10 protein-coding genes are annotated in these 13,631 nt (G+C 62.8%); 6 read left to right on the forward strand and 4 right to left on the reverse strand.

Annotated elements, in window-relative coordinates; translation table 11 throughout:
• The first annotated feature begins 1,856 nt into the window (after positions 1 to 1,856).
• Positions 1,857 to 3,062: a zinc metallochaperone GTPase ZigA gene (zigA, locus tag GPL20_RS02225; RefSeq protein WP_157327244.1), complete on the forward strand. Its 1,206-nt coding sequence runs from the start codon at positions 1,857 to 1,859 to the stop codon at positions 3,060 to 3,062.
• Between the two features lie 12 nt (positions 3,063 to 3,074).
• Entirely contained in the window at positions 3,075 to 3,272 is a 198-nt protein-coding gene (locus GPL20_RS02230; protein ID WP_157327246.1) for a hypothetical protein, read from the forward strand.
• A gap of 501 nt (positions 3,273 to 3,773) precedes the next feature.
• Here the strand turns inward: GPL20_RS02230 and GPL20_RS02240 are convergent.
• Positions 3,774 to 4,274, reverse strand: a complete 501-nt coding sequence (locus GPL20_RS02240; protein WP_157327248.1) for an Lrp/AsnC family transcriptional regulator — start codon at positions 4,272 to 4,274, stop codon at positions 3,774 to 3,776.
• 442 nt (positions 4,275 to 4,716) lie between these two features.
• On the opposite strand from GPL20_RS02240, the gene GPL20_RS02245 reads away from it, so the two are divergent.
• The 4 genes from GPL20_RS02245 to lpdA are packed head-to-tail and all read left to right on the forward strand — an operon-like array spanning position 4,717 to position 9,681.
• The gene (locus tag GPL20_RS02245; protein WP_157327249.1) at positions 4,717 to 5,949 is read left to right on the forward strand and encodes a 3-methyl-2-oxobutanoate dehydrogenase (2-methylpropanoyl-transferring) subunit alpha; all 1,233 of its coding nucleotides are present in this window, start codon (positions 4,717 to 4,719) and stop codon (positions 5,947 to 5,949) included.
• A 4-nt stretch (positions 5,950 to 5,953) separates the two neighbouring features.
• Positions 5,954 to 6,970: an alpha-ketoacid dehydrogenase subunit beta gene (locus GPL20_RS02250; protein WP_157327251.1), complete on the forward strand. Its 1,017-nt coding sequence runs from the start codon at positions 5,954 to 5,956 to the stop codon at positions 6,968 to 6,970.
• A complete protein-coding gene (locus GPL20_RS02255; RefSeq protein ID WP_157327253.1) occupies positions 6,970 to 8,262 on the forward strand; it encodes a dihydrolipoamide acetyltransferase family protein in 1,293 nt (430 codons plus the stop codon). The genes GPL20_RS02250 and GPL20_RS02255 overlap by 1 nt, the downstream gene beginning before the upstream one ends.
• Positions 8,263 to 8,283: 21 nt before the next feature.
• Entirely contained in the window at positions 8,284 to 9,681 is a 1,398-nt protein-coding gene (gene lpdA, locus GPL20_RS02260; protein ID WP_157327255.1) for a dihydrolipoyl dehydrogenase, read from the forward strand.
• 418 nt (positions 9,682 to 10,099) lie between these two features.
• Here the strand turns inward: lpdA and GPL20_RS02265 are convergent, their stop codons facing one another.
• From GPL20_RS02265 to GPL20_RS02275, 3 genes are read right to left on the reverse strand one after another with little or no spacing between them, the layout of a single operon-like run.
• Positions 10,100 to 10,861 (reverse strand): SDR family NAD(P)-dependent oxidoreductase, encoded by a 762-nt coding sequence (locus GPL20_RS02265; RefSeq protein ID WP_157327257.1) that lies wholly within the window; start codon positions 10,859 to 10,861, stop codon positions 10,100 to 10,102.
• A 21-nt stretch (positions 10,862 to 10,882) separates the two neighbouring features.
• Positions 10,883 to 12,622 (reverse strand): nitrilase-related carbon-nitrogen hydrolase, encoded by a 1,740-nt coding sequence (locus GPL20_RS02270; protein WP_157327260.1) that lies wholly within the window; start codon positions 12,620 to 12,622, stop codon positions 10,883 to 10,885.
• Positions 12,623 to 12,635: 13 nt separating this feature from the next.
• Entirely contained in the window at positions 12,636 to 13,625 is a 990-nt protein-coding gene (locus GPL20_RS02275; protein WP_157327262.1) for an acetamidase/formamidase family protein, read from the reverse strand.
• Positions 13,626 to 13,631 lie beyond the last annotated feature (6 nt).

A 13,631-nucleotide genomic window follows, 5' to 3' on the forward strand; every position in this document is an offset into this window, starting at 1 on the left:
ACCGGGGTCACGAATTCAGGTGAAGCCGGCTGCGGGTCCTCGCTTGGCTGGAAGGACCGGGACAGTGATCGGGGCTGGATACTACCCCAAGAGCCTGCGCGTGATTTTGGACGGATCGAAGGGTCCAATCACTCTTCATATGATCTACGTGACCATGATCGATACGTGAAGCGGCCGCATCCTCCCTCAATTCGGAAGCACGACCGAATAGAACGCGCCACCGAATGCAACGTCACCATGGCGTGCGACTTCTCTTACTACTCGCAAGCCTCGAACCAGCGAAAGAAGGAGTTGCGACACTCATTGCGGACACAAGATTCAAAGCAACTCTCGGTCGCGGCCGGCACAAATGTGGCGGCGCTCGATGACCGCGTCGGCCGCAGGATCGTCGGCGGTCGCCCTGCGAGTTGCCCCCCTTCTGATTTTGCGGCCGCGCTGCCGCCCTGCGTTTGTTTGGTCAATACGACGACAACTCGGGTGGACGCGCAACGAGAATCCACGCGCGTTCCTTGAGAGGGGACACAGTGGTGAACCCGCGCGGTGCGCCGATGTGACTACAGCCTTCAAATCGGAAACACAGCTGCCAGGCAGGGGATGCTTCCGCCGCGACTGAGCAAAGCCACGTGCTCACCGCCAAGTCGCACCGATCAACCTTGGTCGAGACACCTCGTGTCGGATCAACGCGATCACGTCGGTTCGCCGGCGACTTGGCGAATGATGCTGGCGACTCCGATCGGCGGCCGCCAACCAGACACACGGTGCAGCTGCGACTTCGGCACTGCATAGGAGAATTTCAGAAAGGGTCTTTTTAGACGCCGAGGGGGCGATAGATCGCCTGACGACGAAGCAAGGGAAGATTCTTAAATCAGCGGCTGCGGTCTGCCAGGCCGCCCTCAGGATAGTCCCGATCGCACGCTTCTCGCGCGCACAACATAGCGGGTGCGCGCAAGATAGCAGGCCTGCGACCGCTTTCCAACTCACGGAATAGGCTCATTCGCCCGCACAACGCATGAAACCTTTTGCGGGCTGGAGTGTTGTTTTGTCTGTTAGTTTTGGCAGCGTCGCGAACACCTTTGAGAGGGCGTTGCCAAGTTTTCCCGATTTAATTCACATAGGCGAATGTTTTGCCTGGGATCCGCTCGTACGCTTCCTCCTTTCAGCCAACAACCAGGAGCCCAATCGGTGGCCGATCCAACGGCATCGCAGAACAGATTTTTCATCCGAATGGGTAGCAGGGGCTGGATGGTATACGATCGACAGAGGAAAGGTCCGGCGGTGATCGGGTCCGATCTGGCCGAGAATCTGACGAGAGAGCACGCAGAACACGTCCAACGCATGCTGGTGTCGAGAGAAGGCAGCACCGACGTCCCCAAGCGCTAGGAACGGCGACTATCAAATTCGAACCACCTCACGAGCCTGAGTGGATCAGACCATCCGGTATTTGATCGCAGGCTGACGCGGCCGGACTTCACCGCTGCGATCACCTTACGTGGGTACGGCGGTCCCGGGGCAGGTACTTCAATCGGTGCGGCTTGCCTCTTCGCGACCGCCGTCAAGCGGCGAAGCCGCTGCGCTTATGCGAGATTCCGCTCCAGCCCTTCATCGGCGCCGCGTCCGGCCCAGCCACCGCCTGCCGTTGCAGCCACCCCGTGAGGGCAGAGAACATCGCCAGGATACCACGGGCTTCTTGTGCACATGCCAAGCGCCTGAATATTCGAGCGAATTCTAACCCGGTTGCAAGCGCCTTGACAGACGGCCGACCTTCGGAGATGTAATGTTATAACATTACATTGCGCCAACCGAGATGCCCAGCCCCAAGCGTCGCCCTATCCCCTTGAAAAGGCTCTTCGATCTCCATGCAGAAACTCCCCGTCACCGTCTTGTCCGGCTTCCTCGGGGCTGGAAAGACCACTTTGCTGAACCACGTCCTGAACAATCGGCACGGCCTCAAGGTGGCGGTGATCGTCAACGACATGAGCGAGGTGAACATCGATGCGGATTTGGTTCGCGATGGCGGTGCGAATCTATCCCGGACCGATGAGAAGCTCGTCGAGATGACGAACGGCTGCATCTGCTGCACGCTGCGCGACGATCTCTTGAAGGAGGTCCGCGCACTCGCCGAGCACGGTCGGTTCGATTATCTGCTGATCGAATCGACCGGCATCTCGGAGCCGCTGCCGGTCGCGGCGACGTTTGATTTCCGCTCCGAAGACGGCGAAAGCCTCTCCGACGTGGCACGTCTCGACACCATGGTCACCGTGGTCGACGCCGTGAATCTGCTCAAGGATTATTCGTCGACAGATTTTCTGGAGCAACGCGGCGAAGCACTCGACAACGACAAGCGCACGCTCGTCGATCTCCTCGTCGAGCAGATCGAATTTGCCGATGTGATCGTTCTGAACAAGGTTGATGACGCCTCGCCCGAGCAGCGCGAGGCTGCGCGGAAAATCATCCGCGCCCTCAATCCGGAAGCGGACCTGATCGAAGCCAGCCACAGCCGGGTCGCTTTCGATCGCATTCTCGACACTGGCCGGTTCGACTTCGAAAAGGCCCAGCAGCATCCACTCTGGTACAAGGAGCTCTACGGCTTTGCCGAACACGTGCCGGAAACGGAAGAGTACGGCGTGAGGAACTTCGTCTATCGCGCGCGGCGGCCATTCGACCCAGCCAAGTTCGACAAGTTCATCAAGGAGCCTTGGCCTGGCGTCATTCGCGCCAAGGGGCACTTCTGGCTCGCGACCAGGCCGCAATGGCTCGGTGAAGTCAGCCAGGCGGGCGCGATCATTCGCACCCAGACCCTTGGTTTCTGGTGGGCCAGCGTGCCGGCAGAACGATGGCCGGATGATCCATTCTGGCGCAAGAGGTTGCGCGCGAACTGGAACGACATTTATGGCGATCGCCGCCAGGAAATCGTGTTCATCGGCACCGGCATGGATGAGGCCTCAATCCGCGCTCGCCTCGATGCATGCCTGGTACAGGGAAAACCCGCCATGAATGTCGCGGAATGGGCAAAGCTCGCAGACCCGTTTCCAACATGGCGGCGCGCGGGCGAAACGGCCTAGGCGGGAGCACACATGGCCGACATCGTTCGATTTGTCCCGAAAGCCGAGCTTGAGCGGATTCGACTCATTCGGGAAGCTCGCGCAATCTACGACAGCATATTCCCGCCAACCGCTTTGATCGGCGAGCAGCCACATGGTTGCCCCGCGCAGAGCACGCAAAGCGTGTCCAATTCGATTTCCCTCAGGACTTCTGCGCTCGAAGACGAATGACGAATTCCTTTGTGCTCGAGCCAGAGTCATAGGTGGGCGCATCAGGGCTCGAACCGGCGACCCGCTGATTCAGCTGCGAGCTGCGAACGATCAAAGCCTTGCCGGTCGCAGACCGCAGGCTTATCCGACCGAAATTGGGCATCCGTCGCGCGATCGTGACGTTGATCTTGCACCGCGCCTGAATATGCGCAGTCGAACGACGCGAGGCAGTTGGCGCAGGCCTCGACCTGGGTCCGATCGGCGCGGACGTACCGCAAGCTCGGCAGAAATCCGACGATAAGCTCCACTTCGTTACGAGGTTCACGCGCTACGACGCCAACGACAAGCCGATATTGTCGGCCGATTCCCTCTATGTGATCGTCAAGAGGGATGGACGCTGGGGAGCCCTGGCGCGATCGAGCTATGTCGGCATCATCGGCAAGAAGACCGCGTTCTGACGAACCACGCCGTTTCAGTTTGCCCTTGGGGAGCAGACATCAATCCGATTGACGTCTGCTCTCGTCACGGCGGACTGGCCTTGGCAGGATCGATCGAGATCTGGCGCTTCAGCGTCCGCAATCCGAATGTCGTACGAGACTGCCGGATGCCTGGGATCCTGTACAACGCCTGTCGCAGGAAGCGCTCGTAGTGATCGGTGTCTCGCACGACGACCTTGATGAGATAGTCGTAATCGCCGGTCACCAGATAGGCTTCCATCACCTCCGGTATTCGCGAAAGGGCGCTGCCGAAGCGCTCGAGCGCCTTGTCGTCGTGCTTGTCCAGCGTGATCTCGACGAACGCGATGTTGTTGTATCCGAGATTGGCGTGATTGAGCACCGCAACATACTTCGCGATCGCGCCGGTTTCCTCCAGGCGCTTCACCCTGGTCCAGCATGGCGAACTCGAAAGCCCGACCCGCTCGGCCAGCGCGCTCGTGGTCAATCGGCCGTTCTCGCACAGTGCCGAGAGAATTCGCAGATCAAGTTGATCAAGCTGCTCGACGGGGCTGCGCCTGGAGGGCATCGGTCGATCCTTCTGTCTGTTGGCATTCGGACGGTAAAATTTTCCGCGATTTCGGCCGATCCGTCGGAATTTTGGGAAGTTTTCCGGAACAAAGAGATTATCATTGTGCCGCGAGAGAACGTACCATGCAACCTCGACAGCGCCGATGCGTCAGCGTGACGGCCACAACATCCGATCCCTTTGACGGGATCGTTCGGCTTGTCCTCGACACCGCGCGTTTCGGCTTCGGCCTCGACCAGGTCTCGATGACGACTTGTCCCGATGGAGGGCGGTCAATACGTATGGTCCTCGAGGTCCAGCCGTCGGCCGATTGCGCGGACATCACCGATCGATTGTCACGTCATCCGGTGATCACGGACCTTCGCGTCGCGGAGCTCTCGCGCGAAGACCTCGATCAACCGGGTGTCGTCTCGCCGGGACCTGCAAACGAGCGGATGCTTCCATGAACACCCTCACGCCACTTCGCTTTCACGTTCCGGAGCCTGCAAGCCGGCCGGGGGGCAAGCCGGATTTCTCCGGTGTCGCAATCCCAAAGGCAGGCTCGATCCGACGCCCGCCTGTTGAGGTCGCGCCCGAGGAGATCCGTGATCTCGCCTACTCGATCATTCGCGTGCTCAATCATGAGGGGCAAGCGATCGGGCCATGGGTGCCGGACCTCACCCAGGACGAACTGGTCGCCGGGCTGCGTCACATGATGACGCTACGCACGTTCGATGCGCGCATGCAGATGGCGCAACGCCAGGGGAAGACGTCGTTCTACATGCAGCACACGGGCGAGGAAGCGGTGAGCTGCGCTTTCCGCATCGCGCTCGGGCCCAATGACATGAACTTCCCGACCTATCGCCAGGCCGGTCTGCTGATCGCGCATGATTACCCGCTCGTCGACATGATGTGCCAGATCTACTCCAATGAGCATGATCCGCTAAAGGGCCGGCAATTGCCGGTGATGTACTCTTCGAAAAAACACGGCTTCTTTTCGATTTCGGGCAACCTCGCCACGCAGTTCGTCCAGGCGGTCGGCTGGGCCATGGCGTCGGCGATCAAGCGCGACAACCGCATTGCTGCCGCCTGGATCGGCGACGGCTCGACGGCGGAGTCGGATTTCCATGCGGCGCTCGTCTTCGCCTCGACCTACAAGGCGCCGGTCGTCCTCAACGTGGTCAACAACCAGTGGGCCATCTCGACTTTCCAGGGCATCGCGCGTGGCGGCTCGGGCACCTTCGCGGCGCGCGGCCTTGGCTTCGGCATCCCCGCGCTCAGGGTTGACGGCAACGACTATCTCGCGACCTATGCGGTCGCAAAATGGGCGATCGAGCGGGCACGGCTCAATCTCGGGCCTACGCTGATCGAATATGTCACTTACCGCGCCGGCGCGCATTCGACCTCGGACGATCCTTCCGCCTACCGGCCGAAACACGAATCCGAGGAGTGGCCGCTGGGCGATCCGGTGATCCGGCTCAAGCAGCATCTCATTGCAGCCGGCGCCTGGTCGGAAGGGCGCCACAAGCAGACCGAGGCCGAGATTCTTGCCACCGTCATCGCCGCGCAGAAGGAAGCCGAGGCCTTCGGCACCCTGCATTCCGGCGGCAAGCCCTCGGCGCGCGATATCTTCGAGGATGTCTATGCCGAGCTGCCGCCGCATCTGCGTCGGCAGCGCCAGCAGATCGGAGTTTGACGCGATGCCGCGCATGACGATGATCGAGGCGATCCGCTCGGCGCTCGACGTGTCGATGCTTCGCGATGACAATGTCGTCGTCTATGGAGAAGACGTCGGCTTTTTCGGCGGCGTGTTCCGCTGCACGCAGGGCCTGCAGCAGAAATACGGCGTCTCGCGCTGCTTCGATGCACCGATCAGCGAATCCGGCATCGTCGGCACCGCAATCGGCATGGCGGCCTATGGACTGCGTCCCTGCGTCGAGATCCAGTTCGCCGACTACATGTATCCGGCTTACGACCAGATCGTCTCGGAGGCCGCTCGCCTGCGTTACCGTTCGTCCGGCGACTTCACCTGCCCTCTCGTCATCCGCATGCCGACCGGCGGCGGTATTTTCGGAGGGCAGACGCACAGCCAAAGCCCCGAGGCACTGTTCACCCATGTCGCCGGACTGAAAACCGTGGTGCCGTCCAACCCGTATGATGCAAAGGGACTCCTGATCGCGGCCATCGAGGATCCGGACCCCGTGATCTTCCTGGAGCCGAAGCGGCTCTACAACGGTCCCTTCGACGGTCACCATGATCGCCCGGTCACCGCCTGGTCCAAGCATGAGCTTTCCGAAGTGCCCGAGGGGCACTACACCACGCCGCTCGGCAAGGCCGTGACCCGGCGCCAAGGCGAGGCCGTCACCATCCTCGCCTACGGCACCATGGTTCACGTCGCGCTGGCGGCGGTCGAGGAGACCGGTGTCGACGCCGAGGTGATCGACTTGCGTACCTTGATTCCGCTCGATCTCGAGACGATCGCCGCTTCCGTCGCCAGGACCGGCCGCTGCATCGTGCTGCACGAGGCAACCCTGACATCCGGCTTCGGCGCGGAGCTTGCCGCGCTTGTGCAGGAGCACTGCTTCTACCATCTCGAGGCACCGGTGATGCGCGTCACCGGATGGGATACGCCCTACCCACATGCGCAGGAATGGGACTACTTCCCCGGTCCTGCGCGGCTTGGGCAAGCCCTGCGTGACCTCGTGGAGGTACGCTGATGGGCGAGCACACCATCAAGCTTCCCGACGTCGGCGAAGGCATCGCCGAGGCGGAACTCGTCGAATTGCATGTCAAGGAAGGTGATCTCGTTCGCGAGGACGATCTGCTTGCCACCGTGATGACCGACAAGGCATCTGTCGAAATTCCCTCTCCGCGCGAGGGTGAGGTCATCTGGATCGGCGCTCAGGTTGGCGACACTGTGGCGATCGGCTCGGCGCTCGTGAAGCTCAAGGTCGCCGGTGGCGATGTCGCCGAGGCCGGCGACGAGACGCCGGTCGCAAAGCCCGCCGCGCCCCCGGCTGCGACCAGGGGCGAGAAGACGGTTGCGGCCCCCATCTCTTCCGCCCCGGCCGCGCCCCTCGCCCGGCGCACGTCCAAGGATCAGCCGGCGACACCACGCGCCGTCCGCCGCGCGCCAGGCGAGAAGCCCGCGGCCTCGCCCGCGGTACGCCTCAAAGCGCGAGAAGCCGGCATCGACCTGCGCCAGGTCCACGGCACAGGCCCCGCCGGACGCATCACCCACGAGGATATCGATGCCTTTCTGTCGCGCGGGCCGATGCCGGTCCATGGTCGCGGCCTGAGCCCAAAGACCGATGTGACTGACGTGAAGGTGGTGGGCTTGCGACGGCGCATTGCCGAGAAGATGACGCTGTCGAAGTCGCGCATCCCGCACATCACCATCGTCGAGGAGGTCAACGTTTCTCCACTGGAGGAGCTGCGCGCGACGCTGAACAGGAAACCAGGGCCGAACCATCCCAAGCTGACGCTGCTGCCCTTCCTGATGCGCGCCATGGTCAGGGCTCTTGCCGAGCAACCCGCGCTCAACGCCCTTTACGACGACGAAGCCGGCGTCATCCATCAGCATGCCGCTGTCCATATCGGCATCGCCACGCAGACGCCGTCGGGCCTCGTCGTCCCGGTCGTGAAGCATGCGGAGGCGCGCGACCTCCGGGATTGCAGCATCGAGCTCGACCGTCTGGCGCAGCGCGCCCGCGAAGGCACCGCGACACGCGAGGAGTTGACCGGGTCGACGATCACCATCACCTCGCTCGGCGCGCTCGGCGGCCTCGCGACCACGCCGGTGATCAACCATCCCGAGGTCGCCATCGTCGGTGTCAACAAGATCGCGGTGCGCCCGGTCTGGGACGGCACGCGCTTCGTGCCGTGCAAGATGATGAACCTCTCCTCCAGCTTCGACCACCGCGTCATCGACGGGTGGGACGCTGCCGTCTTCGTGCAACGGCTCAAGGAGCTGCTGGAGAATCCGGCAACGATCTTCGTCGATCCCTAAGGGCGGAAGCAGGAAGCAGCAATGACCGAGATCACCTGTCAGCTTGTCGTCATCGGCGCCGGGCCGGGCGGCTATGTGTGCGCGATCCGCGCTGGCCAGCTCGGCCTCGACACCGTCCTCGTCGAACGCGGCAAACTGGGTGGCAGCTGCCTCAATGTCGGCTGCATTCCTTCAAAGGCCATGATTCATGTCGCCGAGGAATTCGAGAAACTGGTCGATGCGGCGAGCGGCAAGACGCCGTTCGGCCTGTCGGCGGCGCAACCCGCGCTGGACTTCAAACAGGCGATTGCCTGGAAGGACGGTATCGTCCATCGGCTGAACAACGGCGTCGCCGCGCTGCTGCGCAAGGCCAAGGTCAAGATCGTGCAGGGCCACGCGCGTTTCCGCGACGGCAAGACGATCGTCGTCGAGACCGAGACCGGTCCGAAGACGATCAAGGCCGAGACGGTGGTGATCGCGACCGGCTCGGCTCCAGTCGAACTGCCGTTGCTGCCGTTCGGCGGCAACGTCATCTCTTCGACCGGAGCGCTGTCGCTCACCGAAGTGCCGAAGTCCTTCGTCGTCGTCGGTGGCGGCTATATCGGGCTCGAACTCGGGACGGCGTTCGCCAAGCTCGGCAGCAAGGTCTGCGTGGTGGAGGCGCAGGACAGCATCCTGCCGCTCTACGACGCCGAGTTGACGGCTCCGATCACCGGACGCCTGGCCGCGCTCGGCGTCGAGGTGCTGAGCGGCGCCCGCGCACTGGGCCCGACCGCCCGAGGCGACGGATTGCGCGTCGAGACGGCCGATGGCCGGGAGCGCAGCCTGCCGGCCGACAAGATCCTCGTCACGGTCGGACGCCAGCCGGTGACGGCCGAGCTGGGCCTCGAGCAGCTCGTCCTCGACATGGACGACCAGTTCATCCGGATTGGCCAGCGCTGCGAGACCTCGATGCGCGGCATCTACGCCATCGGCGACGTTACGGGAGAGCCGATGCTGGCCCATCGCGCCATGGCGCAGGGCGAGATGGTGGCGGAAATTGCCGCCGGTCTGCCGCGCGCCTGGGATGAGCGCTGCATTCCGGCGATCTGCTTCACCGATCCGGAGATCGTCTCCGTCGGCCTGTCGCCGAACGAGGCGCGTCAACGCGGACTCAACATCAAGGTGGGACAGTTTCCGTTTGTCGCCAACGGCCGTGCAATGACGCGCCATGGCGAGCCTGGCTTTGTACGCGTCGTGGCGAGGGCCGACAATCAACGCGTGATCGGGATGCAGGCGGTTGGACAGGGCGTTTCGGAGCTTTCTGCCGCATTCGGCCTGGCGATCGAGATGGGCTCGGTCTTGCAGGATGTCGCCGGCACGATCCACGCGCATCCCACGCTGGGCGAGGCTATTCAGGAAGCCGCGTTCAGGGCACTCGGCCACGCGATCCACATCTAGGCAGCTCAAATCTCACGCGATCCATCATGGGGCGGTGGAAAATGGATGATAACGCGATTTCGATCGGTTAATCTCTTTGCATCGGTGTTCCTGCATGGCGGCTATTGGCAGCGCAATTCCCGCGAGCTGTTCGTGCCCTGACGGACGCCTGGTCGATGCCGCTCGCCGGTTGCTGGATTAAAAACGCGAAAACAACCCCATGCACAGTAGAATGCCCTTGTTCGCAAAGGCAAATTTCTGAAGGAAAAATCTACGCCGCGGATGGCTTTGACACGTCGGGCAAAACAGGGGCATGATGGCATCATCGCCCCGGTTGTCGTTGCTCCGTCTCAAACTACGCTCGGTCGGTTGTCGACCTCTCCCCGGCGGGGACAGGTGAACCTGGGCACGCATCGCCTCCACCGAAAATCATCGCGCTTTAGAACTGCACGCCGCGCGTCAATGCGCCATCGACAACGAGGTTCGTCCCGGTGATGAAGCTCGCCGCACGGCTCGCGAGAAACACCGCCGCGTTGGCCATTTCCTGCGGCGTGCCCATCCGCCCCGTCGGATTGAGCGCCAGCGCGGTTTTGTAGAGCTCGGGATTGTTGTCCTTGATCTTGTTCCACACCCCACCCTCGAAATAGGTGTTGCCCGGCGAGACCGTGTTGGCGCGAATGCCCTTCCCCGCCAGTTGATTGGCGAGGCCCTGGGTGTAGTGGATGATCGCCGCCTTGAAGGTGCCGTAGGGGCCGGCTGCAAAATCGACCTCGCGCCCGGAGACGCTGGAGATGGCGACGATCGCGCCGGCCTCGCTCTTCTCAAGATAAGGCATGGCCGCATTCACCAGCCGGACCGTGCCCATCATGTCGGTCGAAAACTCCTTCTCCCAGCTCTCGTCGTCCTGGCCGATGGCGAGCGCGCTAACATTGGCGACGACGACATCGATGCCGCCGAGCTTCTGTGCCATATCCCCGACCCAGGCCTTCAGTGCGGCCGCGTCGGCAACGTCGACCGCACCTCCATAGGCCGCAACGCCTCTGGACTTGAGCGTAGCAACCGTGCTCTCGACTTCCGCCAGATTGCGCGAGCACACACCGACATCGGCCCCTTCAGCCGCAAATGTCTCGGCGATCGCGCGGCCGATGCCCTTGGTGCTTCCCGTGACGAGAACCTTGGCGCCCTTGAGTCCCAGATCCATGGCCTGTTTCCTTTTGTTGGTTCAGTAATTGTCGGCCGTCGCGCGGACCAATCCACGATAGCTGTGCGGCATTCGCATCGACACCAGATCCTTCCGCCGCACGACGTTGGTCGGATAGACGCTGTCGAGGTTGGTGGTATCGACGCGCGCGGTCGCAAGGCCCGTGCCGCCAGCCGCGATCGCTTCCCGCCGCGGAAACTCGAACGTATCAGGGCCGAACACACCGCTCAACCCGGGATAGCCGCGTTCGGGATCGACGACATTGGCGAAGGCGAAGAACAGGTTGTTCTCCCCTGCCCGAACGCGGAAATGATGCCAGTGATGCGGATCCGGGCCGATCGGAATCGGTTTTGGCTGCCGGACTTCCGTGCCGGCATGCGACGAACTGAAGCGCCCCTTGATCGCGGCGGGACACGCGATGAGATCGCAACCACGCAGCGCCAGCACGCGGCCCGTTTCCGGGAAGGACGCGTCGTGACCGATCAACAGTCCAATGCGGCCGATCGGCGTGTCGACGACGGTCCAGCCGTCACCGGCCGTCGCCCAGTTTCGCTCGTCGGCTGCGAGATGCGTCTTGCGATAGACCGAGATGTCTCCATCTGGCGCGACAAGGCAAGCGCTGTTGTAGACCAGATCGCCGTCGCGCTCGGCGAGGCCGCAGACCAGATAGAGGTCGAGGTCCTCCGCAAGCTTGCCAAGACTGTCGGTCGCCGGCCCCGGTATCGGTTGCGCTGATGTCGCGGGATCGGCAAGTCCCGTCAGGGCCAGCTCCGGAAACACGACGAGTTCCGCGCCCTCGGCCCTCGCCTTGTGCGCGAGCGCCGCGATCTCCTTCAGATTCCGACTGATGTCATCGCCGGGCGAGAATTGCGCGACACTGACCCGCGACGTCTTTCCGGCCGGCCAGGGCTCGTGGCCATAGAGGCCGAAGAAGTCCCGCGGATTCCAGCTGAAGGTATCGGTGAGCAGCTCCGGATAGAGTTCTGGCCGCCGCTGCGCGAATACGGTTTCGCCAAGCACGCGCCGCGCGCGCGCGGCTTCGAGGTCGATCTCGGACAGGACGATGCCATCGCCCTTGTCGAGCACGGCCGTCACCAGCCCGTCCGGTGCGATCACGCAGCTTCCGCCACTGAACTGCACGGTACGCTCGAGCCCCCATCGATTGCTCTCGATGACATAGCAGCTGTTCTCGAAAGCGCGGCTGATCCAGTAAGGCGCTGGTGTGCGCTCAGCTAGCCAGTTCGAGATGTGGCAGATGACGTCCGCGCCGCCCAGCGCCATCAGCCGCGCGGTCTCCACGAAATGGATGTCCATGCAGATCAGAAGCGCGATGCGCCCGATCGGCGTCTCGAACACCTGATTGTGCAGATCGCCGGCCGCCGCCCATTTCGGCTCGGAAATGTAGGGATGCGTCTTGCGGTGACGACCGACGATGCCGTCGGGCCCGATCAGAACGGCGGTATTGAAATAGATGCCGTCCTCGTCGACCTCCGGCATGCCGACGACGATGTAGCAATCATGCCTGCGCGCCAGCGCCGCGAAACTGCTGGTGGTCGGCCCCGGGATCGCCTCGACGAACGGGGCGACCTCGGCGCGGTCGAACCAGCAATAGCCCGTCGTGCCCATTTCCGGGGTGACGATGAGCTTTGCACCGGCCGCCGCCGCTTGCTCGCAGAGCTCGAGCAGGCGCGCGACATTGCGCTCCTTCTCGAACATGGTCGGCTCGAACTGGACGGCGGCGACCTTGTGGATGGTGGGCATGATCCGACCGGCCTCAAGCGAGATAGGATTTCTTGATGGAGGCACCGAGCGTATATTTTGGATCGACCATGTTGCCGAGGCGGATACGGCCAGCCTGGGTCAGGAGCATGTAGGCGTCGATCTCCTCGAAGCCGTAATCGGCCGCCATCCAGCGGCAGAGTTCGCGATAGGCAATGCGGGCCGCATCCTCCATCGGCCGCGCCGAGCCGATGGTCATGATGAAATCGCGGGTCTCGAGCCGCGGCCAGGCGATGGTCCAGCCCTTGATCAGATCGACCTGCACCGTGGTCACGGTCGGATGCTCGATGGCAACGCCGCAGAGTTCGCCGTCGCCCTGCGCGGCATGACAGTCGCCGAGATACAGCAGCCCCCCCTTGGTGTTGACCGGCAGGTAGATGATGGCGCCGACACCGACGTCCGGCAGATCCATGTTGCCGCCGTAATAGTCCGGGACCAGCGAGGAGATCGCCTCGATCTCCGGCGAGGTGCCGATGGTGCCGATGAACGGCTCATAGGGCAGCGTGATCTTGTCGTTCCATTTGGTCCCGGTCTTGGCGTCGATCTCGAGCTTCTTGACCCGCTCAGGCAGCGCCGGATTGAGCAGCGCGGTTTGACCGGTCGAGACCAGGCCGCCGAAGTCCGGCATGACCACGGTGGTACCGCATGGCTGCGGACCGCGCGGCACGATGTTCTCGATATAGACCGCGAGCGTATCGCCCTTCTCGGCGCCGTTGACGTGGATCGGCCCGTTCTGCGGATTGAGGAACGGGAAGTTGAGGATCTTCGACGGACTATCGGTCTCCTTCTTGATGGCGCCTTCGAACGCGTCATGCGTCTCAGCGGAGACGACCGCGCCGGGATCGACCGTCAGCACCGGCTTCACATAGGGACCGTAGACATAGTGATACTTGCCCTGTTCGCTCTCCGTGATGGTGTGCTGCTTGCCACGCTCCCCCTTTGCGACGCCCTTGCGCGCCATGATGGATTCGTTCTGCCAGGCCATTGCTGT

The organism is Bradyrhizobium cajani, from assembly GCF_009759665.1.
Classification (GTDB): Bacteria; Pseudomonadota; Alphaproteobacteria; order Rhizobiales; family Xanthobacteraceae; genus Bradyrhizobium; species Bradyrhizobium cajani.

Excerpts from the sequence above, each read along its gene's own strand:
- zigA (WP_157327244.1), top strand. The coding sequence starts at position 1,857 with ATGCAGAAACTCCCCGTCACCGTCTTGTCCGGCTTCCTCGGGGCTGGA.
- GPL20_RS02230 (WP_157327246.1), top strand. The coding sequence starts at position 3,075 with ATGGCCGACATCGTTCGATTTGTCCCGAAAGCCGAGCTTGAGCGGATT.
- GPL20_RS02240 (WP_157327248.1), bottom strand. The coding sequence starts at position 4,274 with ATGCCCTCCAGGCGCAGCCCCGTCGAGCAGCTTGATCAACTTGATCTG.
- GPL20_RS02245 (WP_157327249.1), top strand. The coding sequence starts at position 4,717 with ATGAACACCCTCACGCCACTTCGCTTTCACGTTCCGGAGCCTGCAAGC.
- GPL20_RS02250 (WP_157327251.1), top strand. The coding sequence starts at position 5,954 with ATGCCGCGCATGACGATGATCGAGGCGATCCGCTCGGCGCTCGACGTG.
- GPL20_RS02255 (WP_157327253.1), top strand. The coding sequence starts at position 6,970 with ATGGGCGAGCACACCATCAAGCTTCCCGACGTCGGCGAAGGCATCGCC.
- lpdA (WP_157327255.1), top strand. The coding sequence starts at position 8,284 with ATGACCGAGATCACCTGTCAGCTTGTCGTCATCGGCGCCGGGCCGGGC.
- GPL20_RS02265 (WP_157327257.1), bottom strand. The coding sequence starts at position 10,861 with ATGGATCTGGGACTCAAGGGCGCCAAGGTTCTCGTCACGGGAAGCACC.
- GPL20_RS02270 (WP_157327260.1), bottom strand. The coding sequence starts at position 12,622 with ATGCCCACCATCCACAAGGTCGCCGCCGTCCAGTTCGAGCCGACCATG.
- GPL20_RS02275 (WP_157327262.1), bottom strand. The coding sequence starts at position 13,625 with ATGGCCTGGCAGAACGAATCCATCATGGCGCGCAAGGGCGTCGCAAAG.